Below are 16,550 nucleotides of genomic sequence, written 5' to 3'. Positions count from 1 at the left end.
TCTTTCGTCCCGATGGGACGGATTATTGGAAAATATCCCCCGCGCCCCGCACCGCCAATTGCCGATAGACCGATGCGAGCACCGCCGTGTTGAGCAAGCCGAATCCCGCGGACACGGCCGAATTGATCACGCTGCCGATCAGATAGCCGAAAGAGCCGCGGGCACCGAAGATGCCTGTCACCTGCTGAACGATCAGCGAAATGACGATCAGGACGATCAGGAACAGGAAAACGAAGAAGGCGACCCGCCAGCCGTTGCCGCTCGTCAATTGCCAGCTACCCATCAAGGCCGCGAACGGATTCTTGACATTGCGGTCCGCCAGCAAGGGATAGGCGGCAGCGAGCCGGCCAAAGAGATAGATCGCCGGCACGATCAGCAGCAGGAACGCAATCGCCATCAGCGCCGATTGCACCACGAACATCGCGATCATCGTCGGGATCATCGCCAGCGTAAAGAGCAGCGCCTCGCCGACGCTGGTGCCCGCCCGGGCAAGCCACAGCCGCAAAATAGCAAGCGAACCCAGCGTCGATGCCATGGTGATCGCCAGAAGCCACGGGAATTGTTGCCGCAGGTCCGCCATGAGCATCGCATTGAGCTGTTCGGGCGTGACATTGCCGGGCGGCGAAAGCGGCGCGGGGCCGAGCAGCGCCATCATCATGCCGGGCAGGAAAAAGAACAGCCCGGCCAGCACGCCGGTCAGCGGCAGGTGCGCGCGAACCAGCATCGTCGCATCGTCCCAGGCCGCGCCCATGTCGAATTTTGTCATTGATACCCCATCATTTTCTTTTCCCGGTTGCGGTCGAAACTGACGGCCTTCGTCCCCAATGTCCAGCCTCTTGCATCTGCGCCCGCGAAGCGGCACTTACCCCTCGCAATGACCCGGCTTTCCACCCCCGAATGGACCGTCGCACGCGGCCAGACCGATTATGCCGCCGCGCTCGCCGACATGGAGGCGCGCGCCGCAGCGATCCAGGCGGGCACGGGGCGCGAGCGCGTCTGGCTGATCGAGCATCCACCGCTCTATACCGCCGGGACCAGCGCCGATCCCGCCGAACTGCTCGACCCGCGTTTTCCGGTGTTCGATGCCGGGCGCGGCGGCCGCTATACCTATCACGGCCCCGGCCAGCGCGTCGGCTATGTCCAGCTCGACCTGGCGCAGCGCGGGCGCGACGTGCGCGCCTATGTCTCGGCACTCGAGGGCTGGGTGATCGACGCGCTCGCGCTGCTCGGGGTCGCCGCGCGCCGCGCCGAGGGGCGCATCGGCATCTGGACCGACGACCTGAGCGGCCGCGAAGCCAAGATCGGGGCGATCGGCGTCCGGGTGAAACGCTGGGTCACGCTCCACGGCTTTTCGCTCAACGTCGATCCCGACATGACGCATTTCTCGGGCATCGTGCCGTGCGGAATCGCCGAGTTTCCGGTCACCAGCCTCGCGATGCTGGGAAAGCAGGCGTCGTTCGCCGAGGTCGACCGCGCGCTGGCCGACGCCTTCCCCGCCTTTCTCGACAAGCTGCGGGCGAGCGACTAGGAACGACGCCATGACGCGGATCATCCTCAGCTCGCTCCTCCTGCTTTCGCTCGCGGCCTGCGGCAACGAGCCATCGGGCAAATCGACCGCCAAGCTCGACGCGGTCGAGGTTCAGCCCGGCTCGATCAGCGATTCGATGATCATCCTCGACAATGCGGCGGGCGACGGGACCGCGGTCGACAACAGCGTCCCCGACGACGGCGCCAAAAAGGACAGCACCAAGCCCGCGACCGACACGGCCGAAGGCGACGAGGTCGCATCGGACAATCCCGATGCCGTCGAGGCGCCGGTGGCGAAGAAAGCGGTGACCGCCGACAGCGCGGCGACGAAGGCCGAATAGTCCGTCACATTTCGTCATTGCGAGGAGCGCAGCGACGAAGCAATCTCCAGCTATCGGCCTTACAAAACGCCGATAGCTGGAGATTGCTTCGCTTCGCTCGCAATGACGCCGTTAGCGCAGCCCGAGCGATTTGTGCGTCTGCAGCGACAGGCGCCAGCGCGGATCGGCCATCACCAGATCGATGCACGCCTGCACATTGGCCGCGGCATTCGGATCGTCGAGCGGCTGGATCAGTCGATGCGCGAAATCGAGCTCCGCGAGCGCCGCGACGTCGCTGCCCGGCTGCGGCCAGACGAGCTTCAGTTCGTCGCCGCTTCGCTGGACGAGCTTGCTGCCGGCCTTGGGGCTGACGCAGATCCAGTCGATGCTGCGCGGCACCGCGTGGGTGCCGTTGGTTTCGATCGCGATCGTGAAGCCTTCAGCGTGCAGGGCATCGATCAGCGGTGCATCGACCTGCAGCATCGGCTCGCCGCCGGTCAGCACGACGTAGCGGTCGCCCGCCCCGTCGCCCCAGCTTTCGCCGATCACCCGCGCCAGCGCCGCTGCATCGGGATATTTCGCGCCGAGGGTGCCGTCGGTGCCGACGAAATCGGTGTCGCAGAATTTGCAGACCGCTTTCGCACGGTCCCGCTCGCGCCCGGTCCACAGGTTGCAGCCCGCGAAGCGACAGAAGACCGCGCGGCGCCCCGCCTGCGCGCCCTCGCCCTGCAGGGTCAAAAAAATCTCTTTGACGGCATAGGCCATCGGATCAGGCGTAGCGCGTCGGGTCGACGAGCCCGGCCTCGGCGAAGCCCTTGCTGCGCAGCCGGCAGCTGTCGCACGCGCCGCAATGCAGGCCATCCGGGGTCGGGTCGTAACACGACCAGCTCATCCCCGCGTCCATGCCGAGCCGCGCCGCTTCGGCCGCGATATCGGCCTTGGTCATATATTGGAGCGGGGCCTGGATGCGGAAGGCGACGCCCCTGTCGCCGTCGCGCGTCGCCAGCGCCGCCAGCTTCTCGAAGCCCGCAATGAAATCGGGGCGGCAGTCGGGATAGCCCGAATAGTCGAGCGCATTGACGCCGATCATGATGTCCTGCGCCTGCCGCGCCTCCGCCAGCCCGAGCGTCAGCGACAGGAAGATGAGATTGCGCGCGGGCACGTAAGTGACCGGAACCTCGTCCCCCACCCCGTCCTTGGGCACGTCGATGTCGGCGGTCAGCGCCGATCCGCCGAAACGGCGAAGGTCGAGCGGCAGCACGATATGCTCGGCCGCGCCGACATCGGCGGCGATGCGCGCCGCCGATTCGAGCTCGACGCGGTGGCGCTGGTTATAGTCGACCGTGAGCGCGACGATGCGCGCGCCGGCTTCGCGCGCCAGCCCCGCGCAGACCATCGAGTCAAGCCCGCCCGACAGGAGGACGATCACCGTCTTTCCGGAAAGATTTTGCATCGGCGCCAGATAGGCCCCTGCCCTCGCAGGCGCAAGTGTTGCGGCGCACCAAAGAAATGGGCCGCGCGGCGGTTGCGGCACGGCCCAGTTCGGCACGAAGCCGTTAGGGAGAAGGACACACATCAGTGCGTCGCCTCTCCCGATTAGCAGGGCGTGGTTAACAAGCCGTTACCGGCACGGATCAGCAGCCACCCGTGCGCCGCGCCTCGATCGCCTGCGAGAAGGGGCGGCCTTCGGCGATTCCCTGGGTGTCGATCTGGACCAGCCGGTTGGTCTCGCTGCGGATCGTCGTGCGGCCGTGCCCGGCGCCCGGACAGGTGTAATGGACCGTCACCGAATTCGGCGTATCCTCGATGATATAGCGCGAGCAGTTCGCGCGCGGATGCTCGATCTGGATCATCCGCCGCGCGTCGCCGAGGCACATCGTCTGCAATACCGCGTCCTTGCCGCGCTCGCGGAGTTGCCAGCTTCCTTTTTCGAGCCGGTCGAGCATTGCGAGCGACGGCGCCTGCGCCGGAACCGCGGTCGCTGCGGCAAGGCCGAGCGCCGCGAGGGACATTCTGAAAAGGGGGGAAAAGATCGCCATATTTCCTTCCATCTGGTCGTCCTTCATGGACGGAAATGCGACCCCATCGAGCAAGAGGTAGCAACGCAGATGATGGATTTCAACCGCTTGGCGCTGATTTGCCCCGTTTCACCGTCAGAGCGACCCGGAAAGCGGCGCTAAGCCGCCGATCCATGCGCGGCGATCTCGTCGAGCGAGATGGGGAAGATGCGCGAGCAGAAGGCGCAGTCGACATTGACCAGCCCCGCTGCGTCGGCCATTTCGCCGCGCTCGACTTCGGGAAATTTCGACAGCACGCCGGCGAAATAATCGGTGCTGCAGCGACAGCCGCGCGAAACGAAGCGCCCGGATTCGACGCGCACTTCGTCCTCGTGGAACAACCGCCACGCCAGCGTCTCGAGCGAGGTCGCAGGGTCAGTCAGTTCCTCACCCTTCAACGTCTCGGCGATCGTGCGCGCATGGTCCCATTCGGGATGGTCGTGGCGGACGTGCAGACGATCGCGCCCGACCTCGCCCTCTGGAAGATGCTGGAGCAGCAGGCCGCCCGCGACGCACCCCGCCTCCGCATCGTGGCGCGCTGCGAGCTTGATCAGGCTGGGGATCTGTTCGGACTGCTCGAAATAATGTTCGGCGGCGTCGCCGATCGACGCGCCTTCGAGCGGAACGATGCCCTGATAGCGCTCGGCGCTCGCCGCCTGATCGAAGGTGATGGCAAGGAAGCCCTCGCCGAACAGTGCGAACAGGGTGGGATCGGACCCCACCTCGGCCAGCCGCTCGGCATCGAACTTCAGATAACCGCGCAGCTCGCCGCCCTTGTAATCGCAGACGAGCAATTCGACGGGCCCGCCGCCGGTCTGCGCCTGCAGGGTGAGTTGGCTCTCCTCGCCCTTCAGCGTCGAGCCGAGCAACGCGGTTAGCACCAGCGCCTCGGCGAGCAGTTTCTCGGCGACGGGCGGATAGCTGTGCGCCGCCATCACCATGTTCAGCACGGGGCCGAGGCGGATCAGGCGTCCGCGCACATGGCGATCAGCGATCGTAAAGACCAAAGGCTGGTCGAACCAGGTTTCCGGGGTTTCGCTCACAGCTTGCCGAGCGCCCACAGCAGGACCGATTTCTGCGCATGGACGCGGTTCTCGGCCTCGTCCCAGACGCGCGACTGCTGGCCGTCGATCACCGCGTCGACGACTTCCTCGCCGCGATGCGCGGGCAGGCAATGGAGAAAGAGCGCGTCGATCTTCGCCGCGCCCATCAGCCGTTCGTCGACCTGGAACGGCGCCATCGCCGCGAGCTTGTTGTGCGCATGGTCCTGCCCCATCGACACCCAGGTGTCGGTGACGACAAGGTCGGCACCGGCGACCGCTTCGCGCGCATCGCGGACAATGTCGATGCGCGCGCCGCGCGCCCGCGCCGCCTCAACGAAGCTGGCATCGGGTTCATAACCCTGCGGCACCCCGGCGCGGACGTTGAAGCCGAACAGCCCCGCCGCTTCGATCAGCGAGGCGAGGACATTGTTGCCGTCGCCGAGCCATGCAAGCTCCAGCCCCGGAAGCGCCTTGCCGCTCTCGACGATCGTCAGCAGGTCGGCGACGATCTGGCACGGATGCGACAGGTCGGTCAGCCCGTTGATCACCGGAACATCGGCATGTTCGGCCAGCTCTTCGATCTTGTCATGATGGTCGGTGCGGATCATGATCGCGTCAGCGTAGCGCGACAGGACGCGCGCCGTGTCGGCGATCGTCTCGCCGCGGCCGAGTTGGCTCGTCCCGGCGTCGAGGATCATCGGCACCCCGCCGAGTTGGCGGATCGCGATATCGAACGAGCAGCGCGTGCGCGTCGAATTCTTCTCGAACACCATTGCCAGCACATGGTCGGCGAGCGGCTTGTCGGCGTCGGGCCGCGCCTTCGGCCAGCTAGCGCGCGCCGCCTTGCGGTCGATCGCGTCGGCGAGCATCGCCGCGACGGCGTCCCCGCCCGCATCGGACAGGTTCAGGAAATTAGGCATTAGGCGTCCGGCGGCGTATAGCTCGCCGCCCCTGCCGACAATTTCTCGATACACTCGTCGATATGGCCCTGCTCGATGTTGAGCGGAGGCAGGATGCGGATGACATTGTCGCCCGCCGCCACCGTCAGCAGCCCGTGATTGTCGCGCAGATGCGCGACGAAGGCGCGGCTGTCGGACTTCATCTTGATACCGAGCATCAGGCCCATGCCGCGCACGCTTTCGAACAGGCTGTCATGGTTCGGAATAAGCTGTTCGAGCGCGCCGCGCAGCCGTTCGCCGGTCGCCTTGACCTGATCGAGAAAGCCGTCTTCGAGGATCACGTCGAACACCGCCTGCCCCGCCGCCATCGCGAGCGGATTGCCGCCATAGGTCGAACCGTGGGTGCCGATGGTCATGCCGCGCGCCGCCTTTTCGGTCGCGAGGCAAGCGCCCATCGGAAAACCGCCGCCGATGCCCTTCGCGCTCGCGAGGATGTCGGGGGCAAGGCCATATTGTTCATAGGCGTAGAGCGAGCCGGTGCGCGCGACGCCGCACTGGACCTCGTCGAAGATCAGCATCAGGTCGCGCTCGTTGCAGATGTCGCGCAGCCCCTGCAGGAACGGCTGCGATGCGGGGCGGATGCCGCCCTCGCCCTGCACCGGCTCGACGAGGAAGCCCGCGGTGCTGTCGTCGACGAGATCGAGCGCCGCATTGAGATCGTCAAAGGGCGCATAGGCGAAGCCGGGCAGCAGCGGATCGAAGCCCTTGCGCAGCTTTTCCTGATTGGTCGCCGAGATGGTGCCGAGGGTGCGGCCGTGGAAGGCGTTGTTGAAAGTGATAAGCGTATGCTTGTGCGCATTGCCCGCGCTCGAATGATAGGCGCGCGCGGTCTTGATCGCGCATTCGACCGCTTCAGCGCCCGAGTTGGTGAAGAACACCGTGTCGGCGAATGTGTTATCGACGAGCCGCTGGGCAAAAGCCTCGCCCTGCGGGCTGCCATAGAGGTTCGACACATGGATCAGCGTCGCCGTTTGATCCTGAATCGCCTGGGTCAGATGCGGATGGCCGTGGCCGAGCAGATTGACCGCGATGCCGCTCGCGAAATCGAGATAGCGCTCGCCGCGCTCGCCGATCAGATAGGCCCCTTCGCCTCGCACCGGACGCACAGCGCACCGGGGGTAAACGGGCATCAGCGGCGTGATCGACATGTCAGGCACCTTTCCAGACGGATAAAGGAAAAAGGCGACCCCGAAATGGGCCGCCCTCGTTCGGGCCGTCCCTATACTGCCGCGGCCGGAGCCGCGTCAACATGGGGTTAGAGCGACTTCGCCGCCTCCATCGCGAGCGCGACCGAGCGTTTGCGCGCCGTATGGTCGTACATCGACGACGCAATGATGATCTCGTCGGCACCGGTGCGCGCCTGAAACGCCTTGAGCCCGGCAGCGACATCCTCGACGGTGCCGACCACCGAGCATTGCAGCACATGGTCGAGGATCGCGCGCGCATTGGGCGGCAGGCTGTCCTTATAGCCCGCGAGCGGCGACTTCATCTTGCCCGGATTGCCGGTGCGCAGCGCAACGAACGCCTGCTGCTGCGACGAGGCGAGCAGTTCGGCCTCCTCGCGTGTATCGGCAGCGAAGACATTGAACGCCGCGGCGGCGTAAGGCTCCGAAAGCTGCTCCGACGGCTTGAACTGGCGGCGGTAGATGTCGAGCGCTTCATCGAGCGCATCGGGGGCGAAATGGCTCGCGAAAGCGTAGGGTAGCCCCAGCATCGCCGCGAGTTGCGCACCGAACAGGCTCGATCCCAAAATCCACAGCGGCACCTTCGTCCCCTCGCCCGGCACCGCGCGGATGCCGAGACGATCGTCGCCCGCCAGAAAGGCCTGCAACTCGACGACATCCTGTGGGAACTGCCGCTCGTCGCTCGCGAGGTTGCGGCGCAGCGCCCGCGCGACGACGCCGTCCGAGCCGGGCGCGCGGCCAAGGCCGAGGTCGATGCGGCCGGGGAACAGGGCCTCCAGCGTCCCGAACTGCTCGGCGATCACCATCGGCGCATGATTGGGCAGCATGATCCCGCCCGCGCCGATGCGGATCGTCGACGTTGCCTGCCCGATATGCGCGAGCACGACCGACGTCGCGGCACTCGCGATCCCCGCCATGCCGTGATGCTCGGCGACCCAGTAGCGCTCGTAGCCCAATGCCTCGGCATGGCGCGCGAGATCGGCGGCGTTGGCGAGCGATTGCGAGATCGTGCCGGTGTCGGTGACGGGGACGAGGTCGAGGAAGGAGAGTTTCACCATGCAACGGATATGCGGTGGGATGGCGGGAGGTTCAAGCACCCAACCTCGTCATCCCCGCGAAGGCGGGGATGACGGAACAGGGTAAAGCAAGGTCAGGCCCGCTCGTCCTTCGGCGAATCCATCAGCACATAGGTGGTGATCGAATGCACCTGCGGCAACACGCCGAGCACCTCAGTGTGGAAATGCTTGTAGGCCGCCAGATCCGCCGTCTCGACGCGGAGAAGATATTCGATCGTCCCGGTGATGTTGTGGCATTCGCGCACCTCGGGCGCCTCGGCCATCGCGGCCTCGAAACCCGCTTGCGATTTCTTGGTATGCGACGACAGGCCCACGGTGACATAGGCAAGGAAGGTCAGGCCGCGCTTCGCGGGATCGATCACCGCGCGATAGCCCTTGATCACCCCGCTGCGTTCGAGCTCCTGCACCCGGCGCAGACAGGCCGAGGGCGACAGGCCGACGCGATCGGCCAGCTCGATGTTCGAGATTCGCCCGTCGCGTGACAATTCCTGCAATATATTGCGGCTTATTGCATCAATTTTGCTCATAGGTTGCATCATATACAGAATTTCGGTTCAACTTTGCAATCCGGCGTTCTGAAAGCCCGATATATTGCGTGCATGGAACAAACCGCCCTCGCTGCGCTCTCCGCCTTTGCCGTCGCCACCTCGATCACGCCGGGGCCGAACAATATGATGCTGATGGCGTCGGGCGCCAATTTCGGTCTCCGCCGCACCGTGCCGCATGCGCTCGGCGTCGGCATCGGCTTCACGCTGATGATCGTCCTCGTCGGCGTCGGGCTGATGGAACTGTTCGACCTGTTTCCGGCTCTCAACACCGCGCTCAAACTGGTCAGCGTCGTCTATATGCTCTGGCTCGCGTGGAAGATCGCGCATGCCGCCGCGCCGAGCGACGGCGAGAGTCCGCAAGGCAAGCCGATGAGCTTCTTCCAGGCGGTACTGTTCCAGTGGGTCAACCCGAAGGCCTGGTCGATGGCGCTGACCGCGATCGCGCTCTATGCGCCCGACCGCAATCTGGCCGCGGTGCTGCTCGTCGCGCTCGTCTTCGGAATCATCAACCTTCCCTCGACCAGCCTGTGGGCGGTGATGGGCGTGTCGCTGCGCGGTTGGCTGTCGAATCCGGGGCGGCTGCGCGCCTTCAACTGGACGATGGCGGCGCTGCTGGTGGGGTCGCTCGCGCTGCTTCTCTGACCCGATTGCAAGGTTGCGGATCGCAACCTAAAGACGGCGCTCCCCTCACAGGAGAAGAGAGCCATGCAAAGCCGCCGCCTTGGTAAGAGCGCCATCCACGTCTCCGACATTTGCATGGGGACGATGACCTTCGGCAGCCAGACCGACGAGGCCGAAGCGCATCGCATCCTCGACCGCTGCTTCGACGAGGGGATCGATTTCTACGATACCGCCGAAGGCTATCCGGTGCCGCCCGACACCAAATGGGTCGGCCGCACCGAGGAGATCGTCGGGCGCTGGTTGAAGACCAAGAAGCGCGACGCGATCATCCTCGCGACCAAGGTTTCGGGGCCGAGCCACATCTGGTTCAAGTCGCCGTGCCGCGGCGGGATGACGGCGCTCGACCGCCACAACATCCGCAGCGCGATCGAGGGCAGCCTGACGCGGCTGCAAACCGACTATGTCGACCTTTATCAAACCCACTGGCCAGACCCCGACGCGCCCTATGACGAGATGATGGACGCGCTCGACGAACTGGTCCGCGAGGGCAAGGTGCGCATTCTCGGCTGCTCGAACGAGACGAGCTGGGGGCTGATGAAATCGCTCGCTGCGTCGGAGCGGCTCGGTGTGGCGCGCCATCACACGATCCAGAATAATTTCAGCCTCAACAACCGCCGCTTCGAGGATGAACTGGCGCAGGTGTGCCGGCAGGAAGGCGTCAGCCTGATCCCCTATTCGCCGCTCGCCGGCGGGGTATTGTCGGGCAAATATCAGGGCGGCGCCCGGCCCGAAGGCGCGCGCTTCTCCCGCTATCTGGCGATGGAGGGCCGGCAGGCGGCGATGGGACGCCGCTTCGTCAACGAACGGAGCCTCGCCGCGACCGAACGCTATCTGACAATCGCCGAAGAGGCCGGGCTGCACCCGGTGACGATGGCGACCGCCTGGTCGAAGCAACATGACTTCGTCGCGTCGACGATCGTCGGCGTCAGCGCTTACGATCAGGTCGAGCCGATCCTCGCGGCGAAGGAACTGGTACTCAGCGACGATCTGATGAAGGCGCTGAACAAGGTCGGCAGGGATATCCTCTACCCGATGGGGTGATCGATCCGGCGGAGCGTCGGCCATTCGAGGACGAGCGCCTCGCCGACCTTCAGCGCACGCCAAACCTTCGATGCCGCGTCGAAGGCTGCGAATATATCCGCTTGGGCGGCTTCGAACCGCGCACGCTCTTCGCCGCTAAGCGTCGCGCGCACCCGCGCCGCCTCGCCGAGCGCCGCCTGCTGCGCGGCGCTGCTGGCACGCGTCTCGCTGCGCCAGCCGATATCAAACAGGAAGGCGGCAAGCTCCGACAATTCGCCTTCGCGCCCCTGCGCCTTCAGCAGCGCCGCCCCCTTTGCGGCCTGCTTGCGCGCCGCGCGGCGATGGTCCTTGGCATCGGCGCCTTGGGGTCCGCCGATATGAAACGAGCCAGCATTGCCGCCCGCCGCAATCTGCCCGAACACGCCGCTCTTCAACCCGAGCACCGCCTCGACGACGAAATGCACCATATCGTGCGGAAGGTCGCGATCGAAGCCCGGCGCCGGGTCCATCTCCAGCATCGGCCCCGAGCCCCGCTCGATCCGCATCGCATAGCGTCGCTCGCCCGACCGGATGAAATGCACCTTCATCGCAGCATCGGTCTCAGAGACTCGCCTTGAACAGTTCGCGCATCCGCCCCCACGCCTTCTCTGCCGCCGCCTCGTCATAGGCGCGGCCGTCGGGCGGACACCAGCCGTGCATCGCACCCTTGTAGACCTCGACCTCGTGCCATTCCGGGCGCGGGTCGAGCACGGCCTTGAGCCGGTTCTTTTCTTCGGGATCCTTCTGGTCGTCATTGTCGGCGATGGCGAAGAGGAAACCCGCCCGCGTTTCGGGAATCAGCAGATGCGGGCTGTCGGGCTTGTCGGTGCCGACCGACGCGCCGTGGAAGCTCGCCGCTGCCTTGACCCGCGCCGGGCTGAGCGCCGCGGTATAAATGACCATCGGCCCGCCCATGCAATAGCCCGCGGTGCCAAGCCCTTTCGCGGTATCGACCTCGGCCTGGGCGTCGAGGAAGGCGAGATACGCTTTGGCGTCGGTCTGCACGAGCGTGCGGTTCAATTGCTTGAGGTAGCTGAACAGCGTCTCGCGCACGCCCGGATCGTCGAAATCATGCCCGGCATGGACGACCGGCGCCTTGGCCCAGCGATAGAAGGGGTTCACGCACAGCACCGCATAGCCCTCGCCCGCCAGCCGTTCGGCCATCTGGCGAAAGGCGGGGCGCAAGCCGCGGATGTCGGGCCAGATCAGCACACCGGGATGCTTGCCCTCGGCCGGCGCGACGAAATACGCATCGACGGTCCCATCGGCGGTCTTGATTTCCACGTCGCGGCCCTTGACCGACCCGGCGGCGCAGGCTGCGGCGGGCAGGATCGAGGCGATCGCTCCCGCGCCGACCAGCGCCCCGAAATCGCGGCGGCGGACGGGGATGCCGGCGCGGTCCAGATCGGCTTCGGTGATGTCGTCGCACATGGGCTTTCTCCTCTTTCCGGCATCGATACGCGGCGGAATGCCAAAGGCTGCGACCGTGAAAGGCGATTCGAGGAAAGGCGCGGAAAACTGCGCAACTTTACACTGGAATCGCCCGGGCGATGCCGATGCCTATGAACCAGCTAAGCACGGCCAGGCATAATAGGAAAGGCCTTCCCCTCCTCTCCTGATCACCCCGTTTCTTCCTCGTCATCCCCGCGAAGGCGGGGATGACGAGGAAGAAACGGGGATGACGAGAAGCAGGGTCAGCGGACGGCAATGAGATCATCGTAGCTGTGCGCAACCTGATGCACGCCGACCTCGCGCAGCTTCGCACCATGCGCGATGCGGTCGAGGATATGGCCCGCGCCGCAGAAACCGATCACCGTCATTCCCGCCGCCAACGCCGCGCGGGCGCCGATCGGCGAATCCTCGATCGCGAGGCAGGCCGCGGGATCGAGACCGAGCCCCTTCGCCGCGGCGAGGTAGATGTCGGGGTGCGGCTTGCCGCGCTCCCAGCCATCGGCGCTGTAGACATGCCGCCCGAAATGATGCGCGAGCCCGAAGCGATCGAGCGATGCCGCAATATAGGCGGGGCCGCTCGACGACGCGATCGCGCGCGGCCGGTCGCCGAGCGTATCGAGAAACGCCGGTGCGCCGGGGACCGGCGAAAATCCCTCGGCGAAACGGATCTGCGCCCGCGCACGATGCTGTTCGCGAAAATCGGCGGGCAACGGGCGCCCGAAGCGGGCGACGATCCGTCGCTCGGTCTCCTGCCAATTATGCCCGCAATAGTCGCGCAGGCAGTCTTCATATGTGGTCGGCAGCCCGATCGCGGTCAGGCTTTCGGCGAGTGTCCGGTTCGCGCGCACCTCGCTGTCGGCGATAACGCCGTCGAAGTCGAAGATGATGGCGGCGGGGGTCATCAGCGCCGCCTATCGAGGAAATCGAACAGCTCGCCCGCCCATTTCCGGCGCTGCTCGATGAGGGCGACATAGGCCTCGGGTCGCCACGCCTGCAGATCGGCAATGACGTCCGCCAGCGCCACGATATCGTCAAGGCCCGTTTCCGCCTTCGTGCTTGCACGACCGCCGGCATCCACAGCGCCCCAGATCAGGATAGCGCCATCGACCGGCTGCGCCGTCCCTTTCAGCGTCACCTGCAGGCGCTCGCCCCGCGCCGCAGCGAGAAAGGCGGCAAAGGCCGGTTTGCGATGATGGTCGAGCTGCCGCGGTTCGGTCAGGGTCAGATAGCGATAGCCCTGATATTCGATCTCGCACTTCTGTTCGACGACGTGGATTCGCCCGGTGCGCCGGTCGCGAAAGAGGAAATCAAGCGTGTGCCGCTTTCCGTCATGATGCACCGTCGGCCGCCCCAGATTCTCATAGGGAGAGCGAGCATCCCGACACCAGAGATCGACCAGCGTTTCAGAAAAAATGCCGAACAGACGTGCGAGATATTTGCCCCGCGCCGCCTCCGCATCGTTCTGACGAAATACCGCCTGAAAGGGGAGCGCAGCGTCCGCGCTCACTCCACCGTCACCGACTTGGCGAGGTTGCGCGGCTGGTCGACGTCAGTGCCCTTGGCGACCGCGACATGATAGGCGAGTAACTGCACCGGCACCGCATAGACGAGCGGGGCGATCAGCGGGTGGACCTTGGGCATCTCGATCGTCGCCATGCAGCCTTCGCCCGCTTCGGCGAGCCCTTCCGCATCGCTGATCAGCACCACCTTGCCGCCGCGCGCCATCACCTCCTGCATGTTGCTGACGGTCTTTTCGAACAGCGGGCCGCTCGGCGCGAGGACGATCACCGGAACCGCCTCGTCGATCAGCGCGATCGGGCCGTGCTTCATTTCGCCCGAGGCATAGCCTTCGGCGTGGATATAGCTGATTTCCTTGAGCTTCAGCGCGCCCTCGAGCGCGAGCGGATAGTCGGGGCCGCGCCCCAGATAGAGCACGTCGCGCGCCGGGGCGACGAGGTGCGCCATCTTCGCAATCTCCTCGTCGTGCGCAAGCGCGGCGTTGAGCGCGGCGGGCGCCTCGATCAGGTGGCGGACAATTTCGCGCTCCTCGGCCTCGCTGAGCTTGCCCTTCTTGAGCGCGAGGTGTGCGGCGAGCGCCGCGAGCACCGCGAGCTGGCAGGTGAAAGCCTTGGTCGAGGCGACGCCGATCTCCGGCCCCGCATGGGTCGGGAGCAGCAGGTCGGCCTCGCGCGCCATGCTGCTCGTCGGCACGTTGACAACGACCGCGATCGTCTGCCCGTTCGCCTTGCAATGGCGCAGCGCCGCGAGCGTGTCGGCAGTCTCGCCCGACTGCGAGATGAACAGCGCGAGCCCGCCCGGCTGAAGCACCGGGTCGCGATAGCGGAACTCCGACGCGACATCGATGTCAACGGGGACGCGCGCGAACGTCTCGAACCAATATTTGGCGACCATCCCGGCGTAGAAGCTGGTGCCGCAGGCGACGATGGTAATGCGTTCGATCTTCGACAGGTCGAAATCCATCTGCGGCAGCGCGACCGTCTGTTCGAGCGGGCGGATGTAGGAGGAGAGCGTCTGCGCGACCACGGTCGGCTGCTCGAAAATCTCCTTCTGCATGAAATGGCGGTAATTGCCCTTCTCGACCGCCGCGGCGGTGACGCCCGACGTCGTAATATCGCGCTCTACGGGATTATTTTCACTATCAAAAATCTGAGCGCCCTTGCGGGTGATGACGACCCAGTCGCCCTCCTCCAGATAGGCGATCTTCTGCGTCAGCGGCGCGAGCGCAAGCGCGTCGGAGCCGAGATAGGTCTCTCCATCTCCGTAACCGACGACAAGCGGCGAGCCGAGACGCGCGCCGATCAGCAGGTCGGGATGCTGACGGAAAGCGATGGCGAGCGCGAAGGCGCCGCGAAGCTGCGGCAGCACTGCTTTCACCGCGTCCGCGGGCGACTGACCCGCCTCGACCTGTTCGGACACGAGGTGCGCGACGACCTCGGTATCGGTCTCGCTCTCGAAGCTGCGGCCGCGCGCCTGCAAAGCTTCGCGCAGCGGCTTGAAATTTTCGATGATGCCGTTGTGGACCAGCGCAATCTCGCCGGTCGCGTGCGGGTGCGCGTTGCTCGTCGTCGGCGCACCGTGCGTCGCCCAGCGCGTGTGTGCGATGCCGACGGTGCCGGGCGCGGGATTGCCCGAGAGTTCCTTGACGAGATTGTTCAGCTTCCCCTCGGCGCGGCGACGGATGAGCCGGCCGCCGTCGACCGTGCAGACGCCCGCCGAGTCATAGCCGCGATATTCCATGCGCCGAAGGCCGTCGACGAGACGATCCGCGACCTGGGTCTTGCCGATAATTCCGATGATTCCGCACATAGTTGGCTGGCTTTCTTCAGAGTGTGTAGGGGACACGGATGCCCGGCATCGACGCCGGGAAATCCTTGGTATTCCGGGTAACGAGCACGCGCCCGCGCGACTGGGCGGTGGCAAGGATGATGGCGTCGGGCGATTTCAGCCCGGGCCGGTCGCGGCGCAAGGCGGCCGCGCGCCCGGCAATTTCCTCATCGACTTCATCGATACCAAAGCCGGACAGCAATATCTGGGCGCGGCGCAACCCCTCCCCTTGGCCCTTGGACATGACCTCGATCCATACCATTCGGCTGACCCACAGGCGTCCGCGCTGAAGGGCGCGCTCGATTTCGCTTCGCGGCTGGGGAAAGCCGCGCAGCGTGTCGATCAATATATTGCTGTCGAAGGTGAAACCGCTCACTTGCCCGCTTTTTTCTTCTTCGGTTGCGCACTGGCCTTGCCAGACGTCGCCCTTGCCGCGGCAAGGTCGGGATAGGCTTCGCCCAATTCAATCCCGTGCTCGGTGGCCCAGGCTTTGTGGATTTCATGCTCGCGGTCGTCCTGTTCGTCGAACAGGTCGGGAAATTCGGCGCGAACCTCCTCATAATCGGAGTCCCAGGGCCGCGTCCAGGAAGCGCGTTCGCGCCGCTGCCATTCGACCGCATCGCCGATATCGGTGCGGTCCTTCCACGCCCCGAACCCGACCTCCAGCCAGTCGCTGGGCGCTTCCGCACGATAGGATGCCACCGCCTCGCGCAAGATCGACGCGCGCGACTTGCCCTGCTCCGCGGCAAGCTGGTCGAGCCACTTGATGTCCTCATCGGGAAGGTCGGCGAGAATGCGAGTCATGATATACTGATATCATATCATGATATCATGTCAATCGAAGAGCTTTCGATAGACGAGAAAGCCCGGTTTTTCGGCGATCCGGTCATAAAGCTTCATCGCGGTCGCGTTCGTCTCGTGCGTCTGCCAATAGACGCGCGACAGCCCTTGCCCGCGCGCCGCGGCATAGACCGCCTCGATCAACGCGCGGCCGACGCCCTTTCCGCGCGCGTCGGCCGAAGTGAACAGGTCCTGCAAATAGAGCGACGGCAGCAACGCCGTGGTGCTGCGGTGGAACAGATAATGCGTCAGGCCAAGAAGCGCGTCGTCCTGCTCGGCGACGAGCGCGAACATCGGCTCATAGGGATCGAAGAAGCGCTCCCATGTCGCCGCGGTAATTTCGGGCGCCAGCGCAGCCGCGCCGGTGCGCCCGTAAAAGGCGTTGTATCCGTCCCAGAGCGGCAGCCAGCGGTCGTAATCGGCGCGCTGGACGGGCCGGACGATCATCCCGCCGGCCAT

General features: G+C 65.5%; 21 protein-coding genes. 4 read left to right on the top strand and 17 right to left on the bottom strand.

All coding sequences use genetic code 11. The features are described from left to right. Positions 1 to 22 precede the first annotated feature (22 nt). Positions 23 to 766, bottom strand: coding sequence for a glycerophosphoryl diester phosphodiesterase membrane domain-containing protein (locus VHO04_RS11550; protein WP_329628425.1), 744 nt, complete (start codon positions 764 to 766; stop codon positions 23 to 25). A gap of 108 nt (positions 767 to 874) precedes the next feature. Here VHO04_RS11550 and lipB point away from each other — a divergent pair, with 108 nt between their 5' ends. Together lipB and VHO04_RS11540 are read left to right on the top strand one after the other, a co-directional pair. Then, complete coding sequence (gene lipB, locus VHO04_RS11545) at positions 875 to 1,528, top strand: lipoyl(octanoyl) transferase LipB (protein ID WP_329628424.1); 654 nt, start codon at positions 875 to 877, stop codon at positions 1,526 to 1,528. 10 nt (positions 1,529 to 1,538) lie between these two features. Beyond that, positions 1,539 to 1,868, top strand: a complete 330-nt coding sequence (locus tag VHO04_RS11540; protein WP_329628423.1) for a hypothetical protein — start codon at positions 1,539 to 1,541, stop codon at positions 1,866 to 1,868. A 111-nt stretch (positions 1,869 to 1,979) separates the two neighbouring features. Here the strand turns inward: VHO04_RS11540 and queE are convergent, their stop codons facing one another. The 8 genes from queE to VHO04_RS11500 form a co-directional block, all read right to left on the bottom strand. Further along, positions 1,980 to 2,612 (bottom strand): 7-carboxy-7-deazaguanine synthase, encoded by a 633-nt coding sequence (gene queE / locus VHO04_RS11535; protein ID WP_329628422.1) that lies wholly within the window; start codon positions 2,610 to 2,612, stop codon positions 1,980 to 1,982. Between the two features lie 4 nt (positions 2,613 to 2,616). Continuing rightward, a complete protein-coding gene (queC, locus tag VHO04_RS11530) occupies positions 2,617 to 3,300 on the bottom strand; it encodes a 7-cyano-7-deazaguanine synthase QueC (protein ID WP_329628421.1) in 684 nt (227 codons plus the stop codon). 181 nt (positions 3,301 to 3,481) lie between these two features. Further along, positions 3,482 to 3,859 (bottom strand): hypothetical protein, encoded by a 378-nt coding sequence (locus tag VHO04_RS11525; RefSeq protein ID WP_329628420.1) that lies wholly within the window; start codon positions 3,857 to 3,859, stop codon positions 3,482 to 3,484. A 164-nt stretch (positions 3,860 to 4,023) separates the two neighbouring features. Beyond that, complete coding sequence (locus VHO04_RS11520; protein WP_329628419.1) at positions 4,024 to 4,947, bottom strand: Hsp33 family molecular chaperone HslO; 924 nt, start codon at positions 4,945 to 4,947, stop codon at positions 4,024 to 4,026. After that, positions 4,944 to 5,867: an ornithine carbamoyltransferase gene (argF, locus tag VHO04_RS11515; RefSeq protein ID WP_329628418.1), complete on the bottom strand. Its 924-nt coding sequence runs from the start codon at positions 5,865 to 5,867 to the stop codon at positions 4,944 to 4,946. The genes VHO04_RS11520 and argF overlap by 4 nt, the downstream gene beginning before the upstream one ends. Beyond that, positions 5,867 to 7,054, bottom strand: a complete 1,188-nt coding sequence (locus tag VHO04_RS11510; protein ID WP_329628417.1) for an aspartate aminotransferase family protein — start codon at positions 7,052 to 7,054, stop codon at positions 5,867 to 5,869. Before VHO04_RS11510 ends, argF begins: the two co-directional genes overlap by 1 nt. A 107-nt stretch (positions 7,055 to 7,161) precedes the next feature. Beyond that, positions 7,162 to 8,148 carry an LLM class flavin-dependent oxidoreductase gene (locus VHO04_RS11505; RefSeq protein ID WP_329628416.1) on the bottom strand — a complete coding sequence of 329 codons (987 nt, stop codon included), beginning with the start codon at positions 8,146 to 8,148 and terminating at the stop codon, positions 7,162 to 7,164. A gap of 92 nt (positions 8,149 to 8,240) precedes the next feature. After that, entirely contained in the window at positions 8,241 to 8,693 is a 453-nt protein-coding gene (locus VHO04_RS11500) for an Lrp/AsnC family transcriptional regulator (RefSeq protein ID WP_257550539.1), read from the bottom strand. 72 nt (positions 8,694 to 8,765) lie between these two features. Here VHO04_RS11500 and VHO04_RS11495 point away from each other — a divergent pair, with 72 nt between their 5' ends. Continuing rightward, positions 8,766 to 9,356 carry a LysE family translocator gene (locus VHO04_RS11495; RefSeq protein WP_329628415.1) on the top strand — a complete coding sequence of 197 codons (591 nt, stop codon included), beginning with the start codon at positions 8,766 to 8,768 and terminating at the stop codon, positions 9,354 to 9,356. Between the two features lie 63 nt (positions 9,357 to 9,419). Beyond that, entirely contained in the window at positions 9,420 to 10,436 is a 1,017-nt protein-coding gene (locus tag VHO04_RS11490; RefSeq protein WP_329628414.1) for an aldo/keto reductase, read from the top strand. Here VHO04_RS11490 and VHO04_RS11485 read toward each other — a convergent pair. The 8 genes from VHO04_RS11485 to VHO04_RS11450 all read right to left on the bottom strand — a co-directional run bounded on the left by VHO04_RS11485 (position 10,421) and on the right by VHO04_RS11450 (position 16,550). After that, the gene (locus VHO04_RS11485; protein ID WP_329628413.1) at positions 10,421 to 11,002 is read right to left on the bottom strand and encodes a hypothetical protein; all 582 of its coding nucleotides are present in this window, start codon (positions 11,000 to 11,002) and stop codon (positions 10,421 to 10,423) included. The two genes, VHO04_RS11490 and VHO04_RS11485, sit on opposite strands and share 16 nt — an antisense overlap. A gap of 13 nt (positions 11,003 to 11,015) precedes the next feature. Then, a complete protein-coding gene (locus VHO04_RS11480) occupies positions 11,016 to 11,885 on the bottom strand; it encodes a dienelactone hydrolase family protein (RefSeq protein WP_329628412.1) in 870 nt (289 codons plus the stop codon). Between the two features lie 263 nt (positions 11,886 to 12,148). Next, positions 12,149 to 12,808, bottom strand: coding sequence for an HAD family phosphatase (locus tag VHO04_RS11475; RefSeq protein WP_329628411.1), 660 nt, complete (start codon positions 12,806 to 12,808; stop codon positions 12,149 to 12,151). Further along, positions 12,808 to 13,413: a hypothetical protein gene (locus tag VHO04_RS11470; RefSeq protein WP_329628410.1), complete on the bottom strand. Its 606-nt coding sequence runs from the start codon at positions 13,411 to 13,413 to the stop codon at positions 12,808 to 12,810. Before VHO04_RS11470 ends, VHO04_RS11475 begins: the two co-directional genes overlap by 1 nt. Further along, on the bottom strand, positions 13,410 to 15,233 hold the full coding sequence (gene glmS, locus VHO04_RS11465; protein WP_329628409.1) for a glutamine--fructose-6-phosphate transaminase (isomerizing): 1,824 nt from the start codon (positions 15,231 to 15,233) through the stop codon (positions 13,410 to 13,412). Before glmS ends, VHO04_RS11470 begins: the two co-directional genes overlap by 4 nt. A 16-nt stretch (positions 15,234 to 15,249) precedes the next feature. Next, entirely contained in the window at positions 15,250 to 15,627 is a 378-nt protein-coding gene (locus tag VHO04_RS11460) for a type II toxin-antitoxin system VapC family toxin (RefSeq protein ID WP_329628408.1), read from the bottom strand. Beyond that, positions 15,624 to 16,055, bottom strand: a complete 432-nt coding sequence (locus VHO04_RS11455; protein ID WP_329628407.1) for a ribbon-helix-helix domain-containing protein — start codon at positions 16,053 to 16,055, stop codon at positions 15,624 to 15,626. Before VHO04_RS11455 ends, VHO04_RS11460 begins: the two co-directional genes overlap by 4 nt. A gap of 30 nt (positions 16,056 to 16,085) precedes the next feature. Next, on the bottom strand, positions 16,086 to 16,550 hold the full coding sequence (locus VHO04_RS11450; RefSeq protein ID WP_329628406.1) for a GNAT family N-acetyltransferase: 465 nt from the start codon (positions 16,548 to 16,550) through the stop codon (positions 16,086 to 16,088).

It is taken from the genome of Sphingopyxis sp. (assembly GCF_036261875.1).
In the GTDB taxonomy this organism is placed as follows: Bacteria; Pseudomonadota; Alphaproteobacteria; order Sphingomonadales; family Sphingomonadaceae; genus Sphingopyxis.
The sequence above is the reverse complement of the archived record's forward strand: the minus strand, read 5'-3'. Positions and strand labels throughout refer to the sequence as shown.

Bases quoted from the DNA above. Each gene is read 5' to 3' on its own strand.
- VHO04_RS11490 (WP_329628414.1), top strand. From the start codon at position 9,420: ATGCAAAGCCGCCGCCTTGGTAAGAGCGCCATCCACGTCTCCGACATT.
- VHO04_RS11485 (WP_329628413.1), bottom strand. From the start codon at position 11,002: ATGAAGGTGCATTTCATCCGGTCGGGCGAGCGACGCTATGCGATGCGG.
- queC (WP_329628421.1), bottom strand. From the start codon at position 3,300: ATGCAAAATCTTTCCGGAAAGACGGTGATCGTCCTCCTGTCGGGCGGG.
- VHO04_RS11550 (WP_329628425.1), bottom strand. From the start codon at position 766: ATGACAAAATTCGACATGGGCGCGGCCTGGGACGATGCGACGATGCTG.
- queE (WP_329628422.1), bottom strand. From the start codon at position 2,612: ATGGCCTATGCCGTCAAAGAGATTTTTTTGACCCTGCAGGGCGAGGGC.
- VHO04_RS11475 (WP_329628411.1), bottom strand. From the start codon at position 12,808: ATGACCCCCGCCGCCATCATCTTCGACTTCGACGGCGTTATCGCCGAC.
- VHO04_RS11455 (WP_329628407.1), bottom strand. From the start codon at position 16,055: ATGACTCGCATTCTCGCCGACCTTCCCGATGAGGACATCAAGTGGCTC.
- lipB (WP_329628424.1), top strand. From the start codon at position 875: ATGACCCGGCTTTCCACCCCCGAATGGACCGTCGCACGCGGCCAGACC.
- glmS (WP_329628409.1), bottom strand. From the start codon at position 15,233: ATGTGCGGAATCATCGGAATTATCGGCAAGACCCAGGTCGCGGATCGT.
- VHO04_RS11450 (WP_329628406.1), bottom strand. From the start codon at position 16,550: ATGGCCGGCGGGATGATCGTCCGGCCCGTCCAGCGCGCCGATTACGAC.
- VHO04_RS11495 (WP_329628415.1), top strand. From the start codon at position 8,766: ATGGAACAAACCGCCCTCGCTGCGCTCTCCGCCTTTGCCGTCGCCACC.
- VHO04_RS11540 (WP_329628423.1), top strand. From the start codon at position 1,539: ATGACGCGGATCATCCTCAGCTCGCTCCTCCTGCTTTCGCTCGCGGCC.
- VHO04_RS11510 (WP_329628417.1), bottom strand. From the start codon at position 7,054: ATGTCGATCACGCCGCTGATGCCCGTTTACCCCCGGTGCGCTGTGCGT.
- VHO04_RS11500 (WP_257550539.1), bottom strand. From the start codon at position 8,693: ATGAGCAAAATTGATGCAATAAGCCGCAATATATTGCAGGAATTGTCA.
- VHO04_RS11480 (WP_329628412.1), bottom strand. From the start codon at position 11,885: ATGTGCGACGACATCACCGAAGCCGATCTGGACCGCGCCGGCATCCCC.
- VHO04_RS11505 (WP_329628416.1), bottom strand. From the start codon at position 8,148: ATGGTGAAACTCTCCTTCCTCGACCTCGTCCCCGTCACCGACACCGGC.
- VHO04_RS11525 (WP_329628420.1), bottom strand. From the start codon at position 3,859: ATGTCCCTCGCGGCGCTCGGCCTTGCCGCAGCGACCGCGGTTCCGGCG.
- argF (WP_329628418.1), bottom strand. From the start codon at position 5,867: ATGCCTAATTTCCTGAACCTGTCCGATGCGGGCGGGGACGCCGTCGCG.